Here is a 16,592-nt window from a genome sequence, read left to right on the forward strand (position 1 = left end):
AGACATCTCCCTACCTGCTCCGAGGCGCTCACTATGACTCAACGGCGTGATTTACAAGCACTGATCGACGCAGCTCCTATCGGCAAGACGCAGTGGCGCGTCATTCTCTGCTGCTTTTTGGTGGTGATGCTAGATGGTTTTGACACCGCCGCCATTGGTTTCATCGCGCCCGACATCCGTGCCCAGTGGCAGCTGTCCGCCGGTGAGCTGGCGCCGCTGTTTGGCGCGGGGCTGCTGGGGTTGACGGCGGGCGCGCTGCTTTGCGGTCCGCTCTCTGACCGCTTTGGCCGCAAGCGCGTCATCGAACTTTGCGTGGCGCTGTTTGGCGCGCTGAGCCTGATTTCGGCCTTCTCCCCCGATCTGCAAACGCTGGTCGTCTTGCGTTTTCTCACCGGCCTGGGGTTGGGGGGCGCGATGCCGAACACCATCACGATGACCTCTGAATATCTGCCCGCTCGCCGCCGTGGCGCGCTGGTCACGCTGATGTTCTGCGGTTTCACGCTCGGTTCGGCCCTGGGCGGGATCGTCAGCGCCCAACTGGTGCCGAGGGTGGGGTGGTCCGGCATTTTGGTGCTCGGCGGCGTCTTGCCGTTGATGCTCTTTGCGGCGCTGCTGTTTGCCCTGCCGGAATCCCCGCGCTGGCAGGTTCGCCGCCAACTGCCGCAAAAGGTGATTGCCAAAACGGTCAGCGCCATGACTGGCGAGTGCGATGAAGAGGCCCATTTTTATCTGAACGAAGCCGCCACGTCGGCCAAAGGCAGCATCAGCCCGCTGTTCGCCGGCCGCCAGTTGCGCATCACCCTCATGCTCTGGGCGGTTTTTTTCATGAGCATGCTGATCATCTACCTGCTCTCCAGCTGGATGCCGACGCTGCTTAACCACCGCGGTATTGATCTGCGGCATGCCTCCTGGGTGACCGCCGCTTTCCAGATAGGCGGCACGGTGGGCGCGCTGGGGCTGGGCGTGTTGATGGACAAATGCAATCCCTTCCGGGTGTTGGCGGTGAGCTACGCTTTGGGCGCGGTGTGTATTGTCATGATTGGCCTGAGCGAGAAAGGCCTGTGGCAAATGGCGCTGGCCATCTTCGGCACCGGCATCGGCATCAGCGGGTCGCAGGTCGGGCTGAATGCTTTGACCGCCACGCTCTATCCGACGCAAAGCCGGGCGACGGGCGTCAGCTGGTCCAATGCCATTGGCCGCTGCGGCGCGATTGTCGGCTCGCTTTCCGGCGGCGTGATGATGGCGATAAATTTCTCATTCGATACGCTATTTTTCATTATTGCCCTTCCGGCGGCGCTCAGTACGGTGATGTTAATGCTGTTGACGGCTGTCGTTCGTCTGTCTGCCCCAGCCCCTGACACGTTGCCTCGCGCAGCGTCGTGAATGAAAAAGGAGAATCCCTATGCCTGAACGCCATCAGGATGTTAACCCCAGCCGCCAGCAGTTTTACCGGCAGATTTCCGGGCAGAACCTGACCCCGTTGTGGGAGTCGCTGCACCATCTGGTACCGTCAACGCCGAATGCAAACTGCGCCCCGGCTTACTGGAACTATCAGGAGATTCGCCCGCACCTGCTGGCCAGCGGCGAGTTGATTGGCACCAAAGAAGCAGTGCGCCGCGTGCTGGTGCTGGAAAACCCGATGTTGCGCGGACAAGCCGCCATCACCCCGACGCTGTACGCCGGATTGCAGTTGATCATGCCGGGCGAAATTGCGCCGAGCCATCGCCATAATCAGTCCGCGTTGCGTTTTATCGTCGAAGGGAAAGGGGCGTTTACCGCCGTTGACGGCGAACGAACGCAAATGCATGAAGGCGACTTCATTTTGACGCCGCAGTGGCGCTGGCACGATCACGGCAATCCCGGCGCTGAGCCGGTGGTATGGCTGGACGGGCTGGATTTGCCGCTGGTGAATCTGCTGGGCTGCGGTTTCGCGGAAGACTATCCGCAAGAACAGCAGCCCGTGACGCGCCGGGAGGGGGACTATTTACCGCGTTATGCGGCCAATATGCTGCCGCTGCGCCATCAGAAAGGCAACTCATCGCCCATTTTCAACTACCGCTACGATCGCAGCCGCGAAACGCTGTACGACCTCACCCGCATGGGGGACGCCGACGAGTGGGACGGCTACAAGATGCGCTATGTCAATCCGGTGACCGGCGGCTATCCCATGCCCTCGATGGGCGCCTTCCTGCAACTGTTGCCGAAAGGCTTTTCCTCACGAAAAGCGCGCACCACGGACAGCACCCTCTACCACGTGGTGGAAGGGCGCGGCCAGGTCAGCATCGGCAACGAAACCCTTCACTTTTCGGCAAAAGATATCTTTGTGGCGCCGACCTGGTTCGACGTGTCGTTTCAGGCGCATGAAGACACCGTGTTATTCAGTTTTTCGGACCGGCCGGTTCAGGAAGCCCTGGGGCTGTTCCGTGAAGCACGTTATTAATTTGGGAGAGACAAAATGACGCAATACGTATTTGCACCGCCAGCCCCCGTGACTGTTCCTGTCGTGGGGAGTGATAAACAGTTCCCCGTGCACCGTGTCTACTGCGTCGGGCGCAACTATGCCGCCCATGCTCGCGAAATGGGCTTTGATCCGGATCGTGAGCCGCCGTTCTTCTTCTGCAAGCCTGCCGATGCGGTGGTGCCGGTGGCGGCCGGCGAAACGCTGGCGCTGCCGTATCCGGCGCAAACGGACAACTATCACTACGAAATCGAACTGGTGGTGGCGATTGGTAAACGGGGGAGCGATATTCCGTTGGAAAACGCGCATGAATATATCTGGGGATATGCCACGGGCCTGGATATGACCCGCCGCGATCGGCAGATGGACATGCGTCAAATGGGGCGCCCATGGGAAATCGGTAAGTCGTTCGATCTCTCTGCGCCCATCGCGCCACTGCATAAAGCCGGCGACAGCGCAGACGTCAACCATGCGCCTATCTGGCTGCAGGTCAATGGCAGCGATCGTCAGCGCAGCGACATCCGTCATCTGATCTGGTCGGTGAATGAAACCATCAGCTATCTGTCCGGCTTTTTTGAGCTGCAGCCCGGCGATCTGATTTTTACCGGCACGCCGGAAGGGGTGGGGGCGGTGGTGAAAGGCGATGTGATTACCGGGAATGTAGAGGGGCTTACCCCTATCGCCGTGAAGATTGTCTGAGGCTGATTCTGAGGTGAATGATGAAGCTGTACAGTTTTTTTAATAGCTCTGCGTCCTACCGCGTGCGCATTGCGCTGGCGCTGAAAGGTATCCATTACCAGACGGTGGGCGTCAATATTCGCATCGGGCAGCAGAATGAGCTGGCTTATCGGCGTATGAACCCGGTCGGGCTGGTGCCGACGCTGCTCACGGACGACGGCGAGTCTCTCAGCCAGTCGCTGGCGATTACCGACTGGCTGGATCGCCATTTCCCCCAGTCGCCGCTGTTGCCGACGGCCGATCCGGCGCGCAGCCGGGTACTGGAAATCGTTTATGTCATCGCTTGCGATATTCACCCGGTCAATAACCTACGGGTGTTACGCTACCTGAGTGAAGAGCTGAAGGTGAGTGAGGAAGAGAAAAAACGCTGGTATGCGCACTGGATCCGGCAAGGGCTGAGCGCCGTGGAACAGCTGTTGCTCCAGAGGCCGCCAGGGCCCTTCTGCGTTGGCGACAGCCCGACGTTGGCAGATTGCTGTCTGATCCCTCAGTGGGCGAATGCCCTGCGGATGGGGTGCGATCTGAGCGGGTACCCGCGCTGTAAAGCGATTTACGACGCCTGTACTCAGCTACCGGCGTTCATCGCCGCAGCGCCCGAAAACCAACAAGACAAAATCTCAGCCTGAGCCTGGTAAAGAGAAAGGCCGTCGCGAAAGCGAGGCGCGCAATGATCGTTGGGGGAGGCAGGGGGGCAGCGTCTGCGCTCTCATCCTCTCACGTACAGACGAAAAAAAACCTGCTGTTACAGCAGGTTTTCTTGAATTTGGTCGGCATGAGAGGATTCGAACCTCCGACCCCCGACACCCCATGACGGTGCGCTACCAGGCTGCGCTACATGCCGACGCTATGAAAAATCATACTACCGATTCTCGATGTTTATGCAAGCGCCTTACCACTTGATTGCTTTAGTTTTAAGCAGTTAGTTGGCGATAAAGCGTTTTACATCGGTCAGCACCTGCAACAGCAGAGCAAGCTGCGGTTTCTCGTCTTTTATTTCATCGCCGTTCTGATCGTAGACGCGATAGTTGCCGCTGTTGTCCAGCATCAGCGTCTGCGTCGGCGTGGTGATCACCAGCTGATTGCCATCGCCGGTGGCGATCCAGTTGTTGCGGCGCTGGGCGGTAAACAGATCTTCGCCTTGCGAATAGTCTTTCGGCGCGGTTTTCACGTGCAGCAGCCGTTGCATCAAGGTACGCATCACGTCGTTATGGCCGGTCAGCTTGTTGATGGTCTGCGCCGGCGTGCCCGGCCAGTGGATCACCAGCGGCACCTGCAGCTGCGCCTGGTTGAAGGCGGTGCCGGCGCCCCATTGGCCTTTGCCGCTGTCGTTGAACTCGACGCCGTGCTCGGCGGTGATCACCACCACGGTTTTATCCAGCAGGCCGCGCTGTTTCAGGGTATCCAGCACCTGGGCTATCTGGGCGTCCACGTCCTGAGCGCCGGTGCGATAGCGTTGGATAAAATCGGCCGGCGCCGGAGTTTTAGCGCCTTCGGCCGGCTCGGCGCCGCTGAAGTTGATATAGGAGAACCACGGCTCTTTGTCGCCCTGATCCGTCAGCCAACGTTGCCATTGCTGCGTGGTTTGCGCGTCGCTTTGCGGCGCCGGCGTCGGCAGCGAGAAGTCGGTCAACAGGGCCTGACGGTACAGGCTGGCGTTGAAGCCGTCGGACGAGAACAGCCCCAGTTGGTAACCCTGCTCGCCGAGCGCGTTGATCAGCGCCGACGGCTTGCGGCCGGCGAGCACGCTGTCCAGATAGGTCGGGGAAATGCCGTAGAACAGGCCGAACAGCCCGGTGTCGGCGTGGTTGCCCGAGCTGTAGTGATCGCTGAAGCGCACGTTTTCCTGGGCGAAACGCGTCAGCGTCGGCATGTCCTGCGCCACGTCTTTGGCGCGAATGCCGTCCACCACGATCATCAGCAGGTTATAGCCGCTGCCTTTATCGCCGTAGCTGAGATCGCTGAGCGGGTACTCCACCGCCACCGCTTCCGGATTGCCCTGTTGCACCAGGCGGCGTTCATATTCCTGCTGATCGAGCAGGCCGTGTTTTTCGAGGAACTTGCGCGCGGTCATCGGGTACGAGAGCGGCAGGTTGGCCCGCTGCATGGTGATCGGGCGATAGAAGTTGGCGTCGGCCCAGATGTAAATCAGGTGCGAGGCGAAAAAGGCGCTGATGAACAGCGCCGCCAGCGGCTTGCCGAAACGGCGGCGGTTCAGGCTGCGCAGCTTCTGCCAGCTCCAGGTGCCGAACAGCATCTCCACCAGGAAGATCACCGGCACGCAGATAAACATCAGCTGCCAGTCGCGCGACAGCTCGCTTTGATCCGGGTTGACCACCAGATCCCACACCACCGGATTGAGGTGCAGGTGGAAATGGGAGAACACCTCGCTGTCGACCAGCAACAGCGTGAGCCCGGCGGTGGCCAGCGCGGCGGAAATAAATCGCAGCAGCCGCTGCGACATCACCACGAAGGTGAGCGGGAAGATCACCAGCAAATAGCCGGCGAATACGATAAAGCTGAAATGCCCCAGCAGGCTGACCAAGGCATAGACCCGGCCCAGCAGGGAAGCGGGCCAGTCGGTGACAAACAGGTAGCGGCTGCCCAGCCCAAGGGCGAGCAGGATGTTGAATAAGGCGAACCAGTGCCCCCAGCTGATCATCTGGGAGACTTTTTCACGATAACGCTGACGGTTTGTCACCATAAATAAATATTAATGCGCTTTATCTTCACGGACAGAAGCCTGCAGGGCTTCCGCGAACGATCTCGCCAGGGTTTTCCGCTGCGCGGGGGCAACGCTGGTGTTGATCAAATTAGTGACCATATTGCCCAGCACCATCAGGGAAAGATCGGTGGGGGTATGGTGTTTTTCCAGAACATTGACCAGCTCTGAGAGCAGTTGTTCAACGTGTTCGTCACTGTAACGGGATGATTGTGGCATAAAATTGCGCTTAGTAATCTGCAAAGTGCCCTATCTTACCGTATAGGACAGTGATTTTCCGCTCTTTTATCACTTCCTGTCATTCGGTAAAGGGTTCGCCCGCGACGGGGCCGCTCACCGCTGCGCCTTTCCGGTTTGCCGCGGTTTTTTAGTATTGCAGGGCGGGGCCTTCAGTGTTTGAATACGCGCCTAAAGAACAGGAGGATTTACCATGAGTCTGGATATCGACCAGATCGCTCTGCACCAGTTGGTGAAACGCGACGAGCAAACGCTGGACGTGGTGCTGCGCGATTCCTTGCTTCCCACCAACGCGGCGGTGGAAGAAATGATGGCGGAACTGCATCGCGTCTACAGCGCCAAGAGCAAGGCCCTGGGCTTGTTCAACGAGGGCAGCGAGCTGGCGGAAGCGCTGCGCACCTGCCGCAAGGACGATAAGGACTTTCTGGCCTTCAGCCGCGCGGCGACCGGCCGTCTGCGCGACGAACTGGCGAAGTATCCATTCGCCGAAGGCGGCGTGGTGCTGTTCGGTCAATACCGTTATCTGGCGGTCGAGTACCTGCTGATCGCGGTGCTGAACAGCCGTAACAGCATGCGCGTCAACGAAGAGCTGGATATCAACACTACGCACTATCTGGACATCAACAACGCCGATATCGTTGCGCGCATCGATCTGACCGAGTGGGAAACCAACCCGGAATCGACCCGCTATCTGACCTTCCTGCGCGGGCGCGTGGGCCGTAAGGTCGCCGACTTCTTCATGGATTTCCTGGCGGCGTCCGAAGGGTTGGACACCAAGGCGCAAAACCGCGGGCTGCTGCAGGCGGTGGATGACTACTGCGCCGACGCGCAGCTGGACAAGAATGAGCGCCAGTCGGTGCGCCAGCAGGTGTACAGCTACTGCAACGAACAGCTGCAGGCGGGTGAAGAGATCGAACTGCAGGCGCTGTCGCAGGAGCTGTCGCCGGTCGGTGAGAAAGACTTTATGCAGTTCTCCAGCGAGCAAGGCTATCAGCTGGAAGACAGCTTCCCGGCGGATCGCGGCACGCTGCGCCAGCTGACCAAATTCGCCGGCAGCGGCGGCGGTATCAGTCTGAACTTCGACGCCATGCTGCTCGGCGAGCGCATTTTCTGGGATGCGGCCACCGACACGCTGACCATCAGAGGCACGCCGCCGAACCTGCGCGATCAGCTGCAGCGCCGGACCGGCAGCGGCAAGTAAGCTTGCCGAATCGCAGACAATAAAAAACGCCGCAATTGCGGCGTTCTTTATTTCGGCGTCCCGAAAGGTTCGAAAACGTAGCGATTAAACGCGAACGAAGTCGATGTGAGCCAGTTTTGGCTTGAACGGGTGACGCTGTACAGCCTGAACCTTAACTTTGGTTTCTTTACCGTCGATAACCAGAGTTACTGCTTCGCTGTAGAATTCTGGTTTAGCTTCCATGTTCTTGACAGAATCATGATCCAATTCGATGGAAACTGCAGCTTCTTTGCCACCGTAAACGATAGCTGGGAATTTGTTTGCTGCACGCAGGCGGCGGCTCGCACCTTTACCCTGGTCTTTACGTACTTCTGCATTGATAGTGAACATTGTTTTTTCTCTTAAAAGAAAATTTACCCTGCTACAGGCGACCCAAGTAGCAAGTTCGGAATTCCGCTTTAACGCTGGGCAGGCCCAGGTAAAGCGCGCGGCATTTTAACGGAAAGCCGCCCGCAGGGCAACGAAAACCTGCCCAGATTGGGGGCCGTTCGCTCAGGCCAACTGATTGGCACGGCGGAAACGGCCTTGATAATCGAACACTTTCTCACGCACCTGCCAAAACTGCCCGCGCTTGCGTGCCACCACGAAATCCGGATGGCGCAGCGCTTGCTGTTGCGCCAGCACGTCGGCGGCGGTGTGCCAGGCGAACGGCACGCCCGGCGCGCGCTGGTGCGGGCGCAGGAACAGCATCTCGAACGCTTTGCGCTGCGCCGGCGTCTGCAGGCGGAAGCGCTCGCTGGTGCTGGTGCCGTCCTCGTCGTAATAGATGGCCTTCAGCCATTCGCCCTTGTCGTCGCGGCCGCTTTGCAACTCCATGCCGCCGCAGCGCAGCACCAGCGCGTCTTTCAGCTTCAGCGCCGCCTTCAGCATGTCGTCGGGATCGACCAACACCTCCTGACACTGATGGCAGCGGCGTGCGGCGATGTCGTTCTCCGCGCCGCAGTGCGGGCAGCTCTTGAACCGGAAGCGGTAATCGCACTGTTCGCGGTGGCCGTCGTCGTCCTCCAGCCAGCCCTGGCAGCGGCGGCCGTAGTGTTCGATGATGTCGCCGTTTTCGGTGCACTTGCCCCAGAACAGGTTGGCGAAACCGCAGGCCGGGCAGAACACCTGCACCGGCTGGCTGTCGCCGTGCGGTTTGCTGACGCCGACCTCCGGCGTAAACAGATCGTGCGGGTTGCCGGCGTAGTCGAGGATCAGGCAATCCTTTTTGTCGGGCGCCAAACGCAGCCCGCGCCCGACGATCTGCTGATACAGGCTGACGGACTCGGTGGGGCGCAGGATAGCGATCAGATCGACGTGCGGCGCGTCGAAGCCGGTGGTTAACACCGCCACGTTGACCAGATAGCGCAGATGCTGCTGTTTGAACGCCTCGATGAGCGCATCTCGCTCGGCGGGCGGCGTTTCGGCGCTGACCAGCGCGGCCTCGCCGTTCGGCAGCAGGCCGTGGATCTCGCGGGCGTGCTCGACGGTGGCGGCGAAGATCATCACGCCTTTGCGATCGTCGGCGTACTCCACAATCTGGCTGATGATGTGCGGCGTGACGCGGTTTTGCCGTTTCAGCTCACGGTTCAGGTCCGCTTCGCTGAACAGGCCGTTGCTCCTGGCCTCCAGACGGCTGAAGTCGTATTGCACGATCGGCATATCCAGCCGCTCCGGCGGCACCAGAAAACCGTGTTTAATCATGTAGCGCAGCGGCAGCTCATAGATGCAGTCGCGAAACAGACTGGCGCCGTCGCCGCGGGTGAAACCGTGGTAGTGGTACTGATAAATCCAGCCTTTGCCCAGCCTGTACGGCGTGGCGGTCAGCCCCAGCAGCCGCAATTGCGGGTTGGTTTTCTGCAGGTGCTGGATGATTTGCTGGTACTGGCTGTCGTCGTCGTCGCTGATGCGATGGCATTCATCGACGATCAGCAGCGAAAAGGCGCCGTCGAACAGCGGCAGGTTGCGCGCCACCGACTGCACGCTGCCGAACACCACCTTGCCTGCGCTCTCTTTTTGTTGCAACCCGGCGGCGAAGATGTCCGCCTCCAGGCCGTAGGCGCAGTATTTGGCGTGGTTTTGCGCCACCAGTTCCTTGACGTGCGCCAACACCAGCACTCGCCCACGGGCGCGTTTCGCCAGCTCGGCGATCACCAGGCTTTTGCCGGCGCCGGTCGGCAGCACGATCAGCGCCGGCTCGGGATGCCGCCGGAAATGGTTGATGGTGGCTTCGACCGCTTCCAGTTGGTAGGGGCGTAGGGTAAAGGCCATAAATGAACGCCGTAGGTTGGAATGGGCCGCGGGGGTTAGGTTTGTCAGCGCTGTTGCCACAGAAACGCTGACATTTTACGCCCCGGGCGACCGAGAAATGTCTATATTATGCCTTCTGAGCGCGCGCGGTGCGAGAAGCGTGAAAATTACCCCTGTCGGGCAGCGCGTTGTGCCGCTATACTCGTGTGACAGCAATCGCTGTGCCCCCACGCGATTTCCCCCCTGAGCCTGCCATTTGCACCCGGTGCAACGGCGGGCGTCATATTTTGGCAATACGATCAATGCGATCATAACAACGACAGGCAAAGCAGATCCCATGCGATTGGACAAGTTTTTATCTCAGCAGTTAGGCATCAGCCGTGCGCTGGTCGCGCGCGAACTTCGGGCTAAACGCGTCACCGTAGACGGTGAGGTGGTGAAGAGCGGGGCTGTCAAACTGACCCCGGAACAAGAGGTGGCGTTCGACGGCAATCCGCTGCAGCAGCAGAACGGCCCGCGCTATTTCATGCTCAACAAGCCGCAGGGTTACGTCTGCTCCACCGACGATCCCGATCATCCGACGGTGCTGTACTTCCTCGATGAACCGGTCGCGTACAAACTGCACGCCGCCGGGCGGCTGGATATCGACACCACCGGGCTGGTGCTGATGACCGACGACGGCCAGTGGTCGCACCGCGTCACCTCGCCGCGCCACCACTGCGAGAAAACCTATCTGGTGACGCTGGAGCACCCGCTGGCGGAAGACACCGCGCAGCGTTTCGCCGCAGGGGTGCAACTGCACAACGAGAAAGATCTGACGCGGCCGGCGACGCTGGAGCAGGTTGACGAGCATGTGGTGCGCCTGACCATCAGCGAAGGGCGCTACCACCAGGTGAAGCGGATGTTCGCTGCGGTCGGCAATCGGGTGATCGAATTGCACCGTGAGCGCATCGGCGCCATCGTGCTGGATGACGATCTTGCGCCGGGCGAATATCGCCCACTGACCGAAGAAGAGATCGCCAGCGTGGGCGCGCCGCACCTGCAGGACTGATAACCGATCATTGATTGCGGCCGATTAAGGAGTCGTGGAACGTGCAACAGAACCGAACCTCTCATCTCGGTTTGATTTTCATTCTGGGCCTGCTGTCCATGCTGATGCCGCTGGCCATCGACATGTACCTGCCCAGCATGCCGGTGATCGCCGCCCAGTTTGGCGTCGAGTCCGGCAGCGTGCAGATGACGCTCAGCGCCTATATGCTCGGCTTCGCCTTCGGGCAGCTGTTCTATGGGCCGATGTCGGACAGCATCGGCCGCAAACCGGTGATTCTGTGGGGAACGCTGATCTTCGCCATCGCCGGTTGCGCCTGCGCCATGGCGCAGTCGATCGATCAGCTGATCGGATTGCGTTTCTTACACGGACTGGCCGCCGCCGCCGCCAGCGTGGTGATCAACGCCTTGATGCGCGACATGTTCACCAAGGACGAGTTCTCGCGCATGATGTCGTTCGTCATTCTGGTGATGACCATCGCGCCGCTGCTGGCGCCGATGATCGGCGGGGCGCTGCTGCTGTGGTTCAACTGGCATGCCATCTTCTGGACCATGGGCGCCGCGGCGCTGATCGGTTCACTGCTGGTGGCCTTGTTCATCAAGGAGACGTTGCCGAAAGAGCGGCGACAGCGGTTCCACCTGCGCACTACGCTGGGCAATTTCGGTTCGCTGTTCCGCCACAAGCGAGTGCTGAGCTACATGCTGGCCAGCGCCTTCTCGTTCGCCGGCATGTTCTCGTTCCTCAGCGCCGGGCCGTTCGTCTACATCGAACTGAACCAGGTTTCGCCGCAGCACTTCGGTTACTACTTTGCGCTGAATATCGTCTTCCTGTTCCTGACGACGCTGATCAACAGCCGCAATGTGCGGCGATTCGGCGCGGTCAAGATGTTCAAACTGGGGCTGCTGGTGCAGCTGGCGATGGGGCTGTGGCTGCTGGCGGTGAGCGCCGTCGGGCTGGGCTTCTGGGCGCTGGTGATCGGCGTAGCGGTCTATCTGGGGTGCATCGCGATGATCTCCTCCAACGCCATGGCGGTGATCCTGGATGATTTTCCGCATATGGCGGGCACCGCGTCTTCCCTGGCCGGCACGTTGCGCTTCAGCATCGGCGCGCTGGTGGGCGCGCTTCTGTCGATGGCGCCGGGCAAGAGCGCCTGGCCGATGGTCACCTCGATGGCGCTGTGCAGCATTGTGGCGGTGTTGTTCTATCTGTACGCCAGCCGGCCGCGCGATCGCGCAGCCTGACGTTCTCCAGGTTCGGGGCGAGGTTGTCCCGAGCCGTCACAGGGTTTCGCCTTGCCAGTTTGTGGTGCAACCGGCAATGAAAATTTTGTTGCTAAACATATGCCTGCTAATCAATGGGGCATTTACCCTTCTGTGTGCTTTTTGTTAAAAAATACCGTCGCTGAGCTGCCCGATATCCTCCGGTATGCGCGGCGTTTTGCCGGCGGGTCGGTGCGGGCGGTTTGCATTAGGGATGATGTAAATCAAGGCATTAGCGGAGTGCGGTGCGCTAACGCGACGGGTGAAATGTTTCTTCAATGTAAAAATATGGCGACTAAAAAGTAGTCGCATTGCAAGAAAAAAGAGTTGAGATCGCTGCGGGAAAGGGTTACATATAACGCAAAAATGCGAGCTGAGTCGCAAAATGCCGTGAAATAACACCGCACGGCGCGCCAAAAAATGGCACGGCATCGGCAAGCACGGGGTCAGGTTAATGGCTTGCGGCAAAATTTACATTTAAATAACATTTGTGCGCGGCAGAGTCGGGAGTCAACGGCTATAACTTAGTAACCCTGTCAGGTAAAAGTGTTTCACCTTTTCAAACTAGGGATTTCATGTGGAGAGTATCCAACTTTCGGTAGTGCATCGCTTGCCGCAAAGTTATCGTTGGCTATCCGGTTTCACCGGCGTAAAGGTCGAACCGATTCCGTTTAACGGAATAGACGAGGATAACAACCTGATTGGACTGAAGCTGCTCAGCCATGAAGGGGCCGAGGCCTGGCAGGTGATGCAACAGCTTAATCTGTCGTTGCAGGAGATTCAGGTCGACTGCGCGATCGTCGAATGGGAAGGGGAACCTTGCCTGTTCGTGCAGCGCAGCGATGAGAGCGCGACGATGTGCCGCCTGAAAAACGTCGGCGCCGCGATCGCCGAACCGCTCAGCGCGCAATACCCCTTCTGAATTCGCCGCTAATCCGCCAACTGCAACAGTTGTCGGGTATAGTCGGCTGCGGGCGCCGCGAAAATCGCCCGGCAGTCTCCCTGCTCAACCACTTCTCCCTGTCGCAGCACAATCACCTGGTGGCACAGCGAACGCACCACCTGCAGGTCATGGCTGATGAACAGATAAGCCAGCCGGTGTCGTTGCTGCAGCGATTTCAGCAGCGTCAGGATCTGCGCCTGCACCGATTTATCCAGCGAAGAGGTCGGCTCGTCGAGGATCAGCAACTGCGGCTGCAGGATCAGCGCGCGCGCGATGGCGATGCGCTGGCGCTGGCCGCCGGAAAACTCGGTGGGGTAGCGGTGGCGCAGCTGCGGATCCAGGCCGACCTCCTGCAACACCTCGATCACGCGCTGTTCCCGCTGCTCGGCGTTCAGCCGCTGGTGCACTTCCAGCCCTTCGGCGATGATCTGCTGTACGTTCAGGCGCGGGTTGAGGGCGGAATACGGATCCTGGAAGACGATTTGCATCCGGCTGCGGTAGGGCAGCATTTGTTTCATTGTCAGCGGGTGGAGCGGTTCGCCGTCGAACCAGATGGCCCCCTGCGAGGCCAGCAGACGTAATAGCGCCAGCCCGGTGGTGCTTTTACCCGATCCGGATTCCCCCACCAGCCCCACGCTCTCTCCGGCGCGCAGTTCGAAACTCAATGACTTCAACGCATAGTGATAGTCCACCGTGCGGCGCAGCAGGCCGCGCCGAATGGGGAATCGCACCTGCAGATCTTCCACCTTGAGCAGCGGCCGCTCATCGCCGGGGCGCGCGCTGGCTGCGGCCGGCAGCGGCAGCGGTTCGCCGACCTCCTCGGCGGCCAGCAGTTGCCGTGTGTAGGGATGCTGCGGCCGGCTGAACAGCTGTGCGCGGCCGTTTTGCTCCACGCAACGGCCCTGACGCATCACCGCCACGTTGTCCGCCAGACGGCGCACAATATTCAGGTTATGGGTGATGAACAGCAACCCCATGCCCATTTCTTGTTTCAATTCTTGCAACAGTGTCAGGATCTGCGCCTGGATAGTCACGTCGAGCGCGGTGGTGGGTTCGTCGGCAATCAGCAATTTCGGGCGGGTTAACACCGCCATGGCGATCATCACGCGTTGGCGTTCACCGCCGGAGAGCTGATGCGGATAGTCCTGCAACCGGGTTTTGGCCTGGCGGATGCCGACGCGCTCCAGACAGTCGACGATCTCTGCGCGCGCGGTTTCGCGCCGCAGGCCGCGGTGCAGCATCAGCACTTCCGCCAGTTGCTTCTCAATGGTGTGCAGCGGATTGAGCGACACCATCGGTTCCTGAAAGATCATCGCGATCTGATTGCCGCGCACCTTGCGCAGTTCAGCCTCCGGCGCATGCAACAACGAGTTGCCGTTGAACAGAATATCGCCGCCAGGGTAAACCACCGGCGGCGCGGGCAGCAGTCGCAGTATCGACAGGGCGGTGACGCTTTTGCCGGAGCCGGATTCTCCCACCAGCGCCAGCGTTTCCGCCGGGGCTATTTGCAAAGAGAGTTCGTTGACCACCGGCGTGACGGCGTCGCCCTGGCGGAAGGCGATGCTGAGATCCTGGATGGCGAGCAGAGGTGTAGCCATATCAATGCGCCTTGCTGGGGTCAAAGGCGTCGCGTACCGCTTCGCCGATAAAGATTAATAACGACAGCAGCACTGCCAGCACCAGGAAGGCGGTGATGCCGAGCCACGGCGCCTGCAGATTGTTTTTGCCTTGCAGCAGCAGTTCGCCGAGCGACGGCGAACCGATCGGCAGACCGAAGCCGAGAAAATCGAGCGACGTCAGGGTGGTGATCGAGCCGCAGAGGATAAACGGCAGGAAGGTCAGCGTCGCCACCATGGCGTTGGGCAGCATGTGGCGGGACATGATCACGCGATCCGGCACGCCCATGGCGCGCGCGGCGCGGATATAGTCATAGTTGCGGGTGCGCAGGAACTCGGCGCGCACCACGCCCACCAGGCTCATCCAGCCGAACAGAATAGTGATGCCGAGCAGCCACCAGAAATTGGGCTGGACGATGCTCGACAGCAGAATGATCAGAAACAGCGTCGGCATGCCCGACCACACTTCGATAAAGCGTTGCCCCCACAGATCGAAACGCCCGCCGTAATACCCCTGTGTCGCGCCGACGCACACGCCGATCAGGCTGGAAAACAGCGTCAGCGCCAGGCCGAACAGCATCGAAATGCGAAAACCATACAGCACGCGGGCCAGCACGTCGCCGCCGTTGCTGTCGGTGCCCAGCAGGTTATGGCGCGAAGGCGGGGAGGGGAAGGGCACCTCGGTGGCGAAGTTGATCGTGTCGTAGCTGAAACGGATCGGCGCCCAGATCGCCCAGCCATGCCGGTCGATTTGGCGCTGGACGAACGGATCCTGATAGTCGGCTTCGGTGTTCAGTTCGCCGCCGAACGCGGTTTCGCTGTAGTTGATCATAAACGGCAGGTATAGCCGGCCTTCATAACGCACCAACAGCGGTTTGTCGTTGGCGATAAGATCGGCGGCCAGGCTGAGCGTGAACAGCGCCAGAAAGATCCACAGTGACCAGTAACCGCGGCGGTTGCGGCGAAAACGCGCCCAGCGCGCCTGATTGATTGGGCTAAGGCGGCTCATTGGCGGGCCTCGAAGTCAATGCGCGGATCGACCAGGGTATAGGTGATATCGCTGAGGATGTTCAACAGCAGGCCGATCAGGGTGAAGATATATAACGTGCCGAACATCACCGGGTAGTCGCGCTGCAGCGTGGCGTCGTAACCCAGCAGCCCCAGGCCGTTAAGCGAGAACATCACCTCAATCAGCAGCGAGCCGGTGAAAAACATGCTGATAAAGGTGGCAGGAAAACCGGCGATCACCAGCAGCATGGCGTTGCGGAACACGTGGCGGTACAGGATCTTTTTCTCGTCCAGGCCCTTGGCGCGGGCGGTGGTGACGTACTGTTTGCGGATCTCGTCGAGGAACGAGTTTTTGGTCAGCATGGTCAGGGTGGCGAAACCGCCGATCACCGTCGCCAGCACCGGCAGCGTGATGTGCCACAGATAGTCGGCGATCTTCGCCGGCCACGAGAGGGTATCGAAGTTGCTGGAGACCAGGCCGCGCAGCGGGAACCAGTCGAGATAGCTGCCGCCGGCGAACAGCACGATCAGCAGGATGGCGAACAGGAACGCCGGAATGGCGTAGCCGATAATGATCAGCGTGCTGCTCCAGGTATCGAACGCGCTGCCGTTGTGGACGGCCTTGCGGATGCCGAGCGGGATCGACACCAGATAGATGATCAGCGTGCTCCAAAGGCCCAGCGTGATGGAGACCGGCAGGCTTTGGCCGATCAGTTGCATCACCGAAGCGCCGCGAAACAGGCTGTCGCCGAAGTCAAAGCGCATGTAGTTCCACAGCATGGTGAAATAGCGTTCGTGCAGCGGTTTATCGAAGCCATAACGCTGGGTGATCTCGGCGATCACCTCCGGATCCAGGCCGCGCGAGCCGCGGTATTGCCCTTCGGTCGCGGCCGGGACGCCGGCTCTGGCGTGCCCCAGGCCTTCATTGACCCCGCCGCTGCCGAAACCGCTGCCCTGACCCAGTTCGATGGCGGCGATGGCCTGATCGACCGGGCCGCCGGGGGCGATTTGCACGATAAAAAAGTTGATGGTGATGATCGCCCACAGCGTGGGGATCACCAGCAACAGTCTGCGTATCAGATAGGCTGCCATGCCGA

Annotated in this window: 15 protein-coding genes and 1 tRNA gene; 8 read left to right on the forward strand and 8 right to left on the reverse strand. The window is 60.1% G+C overall.

Annotated elements, in window-relative coordinates; all coding sequences use genetic code 11:
- Positions 1-33 precede the first annotated feature (33 nt).
- Genes ITX55_RS15870 through maiA form a run of 4 tightly spaced genes read left to right on the forward strand, consistent with a single transcriptional unit; the run spans position 34 to position 3,822 of the window.
- Positions 34-1,383 carry an aromatic acid/H+ symport family MFS transporter gene (locus tag ITX55_RS15870; RefSeq protein ID WP_223085208.1) on the forward strand — a complete coding sequence of 450 codons (1,350 nt, stop codon included), beginning with the start codon at positions 34-36 and terminating at the stop codon, positions 1,381-1,383.
- Positions 1,384-1,402: 19 nt separating this feature from the next.
- Entirely contained in the window at positions 1,403-2,440 is a 1,038-nt protein-coding gene (gene gtdA / locus ITX55_RS15875; RefSeq protein ID WP_042785069.1) for a gentisate 1,2-dioxygenase, read from the forward strand.
- 15 nt (positions 2,441-2,455) lie between these two features.
- Positions 2,456-3,157, forward strand: a complete 702-nt coding sequence (locus ITX55_RS15880; protein WP_033652522.1) for a fumarylacetoacetate hydrolase family protein — start codon at positions 2,456-2,458, stop codon at positions 3,155-3,157.
- Positions 3,158-3,177: 20 nt separating this feature from the next.
- Positions 3,178-3,822: a maleylacetoacetate isomerase gene (gene maiA / locus ITX55_RS15885; protein WP_033643826.1), complete on the forward strand. Its 645-nt coding sequence runs from the start codon at positions 3,178-3,180 to the stop codon at positions 3,820-3,822.
- A 138-nt stretch (positions 3,823-3,960) separates the two neighbouring features.
- Here maiA and ITX55_RS15890 read toward each other — a convergent pair.
- From ITX55_RS15890 to ITX55_RS15900, 3 genes are all read right to left on the reverse strand, one after another.
- A tRNA-Pro gene (locus ITX55_RS15890) sits at positions 3,961-4,037 on the reverse strand.
- Between the two features lie 78 nt (positions 4,038-4,115).
- Positions 4,116-5,897, reverse strand: coding sequence for an LPS biosynthesis-modulating metalloenzyme YejM (gene yejM, locus ITX55_RS15895; RefSeq protein WP_033652524.1), 1,782 nt, complete (start codon positions 5,895-5,897; stop codon positions 4,116-4,118).
- Positions 5,898-5,906: 9 nt separating this feature from the next.
- Positions 5,907-6,134, reverse strand: coding sequence for a YejL family protein (locus tag ITX55_RS15900; RefSeq protein WP_004935782.1), 228 nt, complete (start codon positions 6,132-6,134; stop codon positions 5,907-5,909).
- Between the two features lie 211 nt (positions 6,135-6,345).
- On the opposite strand from ITX55_RS15900, the gene yejK reads away from it, so the two are divergent.
- Positions 6,346-7,353, forward strand: a complete 1,008-nt coding sequence (gene yejK, locus ITX55_RS15905) for a nucleoid-associated protein YejK (protein WP_042785067.1) — start codon at positions 6,346-6,348, stop codon at positions 7,351-7,353.
- Between the two features lie 84 nt (positions 7,354-7,437).
- On the opposite strand, the gene rplY is transcribed toward yejK, so the two are convergent.
- Together rplY and ITX55_RS15915 are read right to left on the reverse strand one after the other, a co-directional pair.
- Positions 7,438-7,722, reverse strand: a complete 285-nt coding sequence (rplY, locus tag ITX55_RS15910; RefSeq protein WP_004935776.1) for a 50S ribosomal protein L25 — start codon at positions 7,720-7,722, stop codon at positions 7,438-7,440.
- 162 nt (positions 7,723-7,884) lie between these two features.
- Entirely contained in the window at positions 7,885-9,642 is a 1,758-nt protein-coding gene (locus ITX55_RS15915; protein WP_108681582.1) for a DEAD/DEAH box helicase, read from the reverse strand.
- 316 nt (positions 9,643-9,958) lie between these two features.
- Here ITX55_RS15915 and rsuA point away from each other — a divergent pair, with 316 nt between their 5' ends.
- The 3 genes from rsuA to ITX55_RS15930 all read left to right on the forward strand — a co-directional run bounded on the left by rsuA (position 9,959) and on the right by ITX55_RS15930 (position 12,850).
- Complete coding sequence (gene rsuA, locus ITX55_RS15920; protein WP_033652527.1) at positions 9,959-10,672, forward strand: 16S rRNA pseudouridine(516) synthase RsuA; 714 nt, start codon at positions 9,959-9,961, stop codon at positions 10,670-10,672.
- A gap of 41 nt (positions 10,673-10,713) precedes the next feature.
- A complete protein-coding gene (locus ITX55_RS15925) occupies positions 10,714-11,910 on the forward strand; it encodes a Bcr/CflA family multidrug efflux MFS transporter (protein ID WP_108681580.1) in 1,197 nt (398 codons plus the stop codon).
- 595 nt (positions 11,911-12,505) lie between these two features.
- Complete coding sequence (locus tag ITX55_RS15930) at positions 12,506-12,850, forward strand: YejG family protein (RefSeq protein ID WP_004935763.1); 345 nt, start codon at positions 12,506-12,508, stop codon at positions 12,848-12,850.
- Between the two features lie 8 nt (positions 12,851-12,858).
- On the opposite strand, the gene yejF is transcribed toward ITX55_RS15930, so the two are convergent.
- From yejF to ITX55_RS15945, 3 genes are read right to left on the reverse strand one after another with little or no spacing between them, the layout of a single operon-like run.
- Positions 12,859-14,469 (reverse strand): microcin C ABC transporter ATP-binding protein YejF, encoded by a 1,611-nt coding sequence (yejF, locus tag ITX55_RS15935; RefSeq protein WP_108681578.1) that lies wholly within the window; start codon positions 14,467-14,469, stop codon positions 12,859-12,861.
- A 1-nt stretch (position 14,470) separates the two neighbouring features.
- Positions 14,471-15,496, reverse strand: coding sequence for an ABC transporter permease (locus tag ITX55_RS15940; RefSeq protein WP_042785062.1), 1,026 nt, complete (start codon positions 15,494-15,496; stop codon positions 14,471-14,473).
- Positions 15,493-16,587: a microcin C ABC transporter permease YejB gene (locus ITX55_RS15945; protein ID WP_033643818.1), complete on the reverse strand. Its 1,095-nt coding sequence runs from the start codon at positions 16,585-16,587 to the stop codon at positions 15,493-15,495. Before ITX55_RS15945 ends, ITX55_RS15940 begins: the two co-directional genes overlap by 4 nt.
- Between the last annotated feature and the right edge of the window lie 5 nt (positions 16,588-16,592).

The sequence above is a fragment of the Serratia sp. EWG9 genome (assembly GCF_019913725.1).
Classification (GTDB): domain Bacteria; phylum Pseudomonadota; class Gammaproteobacteria; order Enterobacterales; family Enterobacteriaceae; genus Serratia; species Serratia ureilytica.